The organism is Marinospirillum sp. (assembly GCF_014859565.1).
In genome coordinates this window covers 1-1,857 of record NZ_JACUUA010000410.1, presented here as the reverse complement: position 1 = coordinate 1,857, position 1,857 = coordinate 1, and the positions used below count along the sequence as shown (strand labels likewise).

Annotated in this window: 1 protein-coding gene; it reads right to left on the bottom strand. The window is 50.8% G+C overall.

Going from position 1 to position 1,857, the window contains the following annotated elements; translation table 11 throughout:
* A partial coding sequence (locus tag IBX50_RS20290) for a hypothetical protein (RefSeq protein WP_292258203.1) occupies positions 1–1,654 on the bottom strand: 1,654 nt, incomplete at its 3' end.
* Between the last annotated feature and the right edge of the window lie 203 nt (positions 1,655–1,857).

The following is a 1,857-nucleotide window of genomic DNA, read 5'->3' as shown; positions in this document are numbered from 1 at the left end:
CGGGTAGTCGGAAACTAAGGGCATTGAGGTTGAGTTGGTAGCCATCGCCAGCCGTAGTCAGCAGGTTTGCCTGCTGGGTCAGAGCCTGCCAAGCCTCGCTTAAAATCGAGTCAATCTGATCCTGATGATGTTCAGTTGACCAATCGAAAGCCTTGCAGAGTATCAAGATGGCCCGCGATTGAATGCCATTCACCGTGTTAACCGAGGGCCAGCGTACAAAGCGGCCCGGTAATTTTTCTGGTTTTTTTCCGATTACCGGAGGCATAACCCATTTAGGACGAATGCGTGCACCAATCAGTGACTGCCATCGTTGATCAATATTCAGGATGGTATTTTCACGAACATAAAAGTCCAGCAGCATCTTCAGATAGGCACGCCAGGAATCGACTCCAAGGTGTGCAGGCCACGCCATGGGCTTACTGGTGATGCTGCTTAATCCGGGATAGTAGACCTGAACCAGCCCCAATGTTTCTAAGCTGTTGGCGCGTTTCGGTCGGCGGTAAAACTCGCGGGCTAGTAGCATTCCGGCCAGTGCGACGCTGCCCTCCCCGCCAAAAGTATTCGGTGCAAGGTTATTGTAATAATCAAGCATGCCCATCTGAAGCTCTGGTGTGCTAGCCAGATAATTGACCATATCGGTCCAGCTTATTTCTGCGCCAGTTGATGCGTTGGCTTGCTTAGCTTGCAAAATCTCTAGCAACATTTCTTCAGAGTCATCGAGACTATCGCTGACCTTTTTGGATTCAAGGAGTCTCAGCTTGTCTTGTTGATCAGGTGATAGTGGATTGACTGGCTGTGAGTGAAGCAAACGTTGATATACCAATCCGCGAATCCGGTTCCGTTCAGAATCCTGCTGCAACTTCACAGCAATACGTGCAGTGCCCTGTCGGGAATCGGTAAAGGATATTAACTTACGCCCCTGAAATGGCTTTTCAGCGGGCATTTGATCTTGTGGGCAGAATTCGAGCAGAGTGCCAATCACGGTACTCAAGGTGAATGGTGTACCGATTCGGGCAGGGCGCATCAGGCTGCGACCTTTGATGGTGGTACCGCAACAAGGGCACTCATTGTTACTGCTCTGGAATACCTGTAGTTTAATACTGTCATCTTCAGAGCCACCGAGATGCTGCGTGGTTTTGTCAAGAAACTCAAGGTGGCTATGCTCAACAGCGCGATTACTGATCAGAATGGTGCTCAAAACATCATTGTCTGTATCCGTTTTCTCTTCACCATCCGTGGGCTCTTCATCGAGAGAAAACTCATCAACGTGTTGCTGTGTTGCATCAATTAGTTTGCCATTGCTGGTGGGCTTTGCCTGTAAGAAGTTTTCGTTGCACTCCCCGCAGGAAACCAACGGCATGAGTGGCGCACCGCAACGACAGTGCGTGCGCTCCTCCAGATAAACCATGCCAAATGGCCATTCGTCATGATCCAAAGCTGTACCGGTTTTATGTGAACAATGGCGATCAACGCAAGCTCGAACTGCCGGAATAACGTTATGGAATAGGTGCGCACGCAAGGGCAGGAATGATATCCCATCCGCATTCTTGGTACCGGACAGCAGGTCCAGCCAAGCGAGCACTTGTGCCGAGGTGAGGCCCGACTGGTGTATCAATCCTTGCAGACTCTGCGGCTTAATCTGACCATCTGGCATAAACAGAGCCCGCAGTCGACGAGCAGTAGGACTGGCCTCCAGCCTTTGGTAGCGCGCCGCCGATGACTCCTGATCCGCTTCAATAGCACCAATAGTTTCTGGAGTATCCTGCTCTTTAATCGGAGTAGCATTCAGCAGGGCAGGTATATCCCGGTGACCTTGCACAACATGGACTTGCTCCATGGTCACGCCACCAATATCCG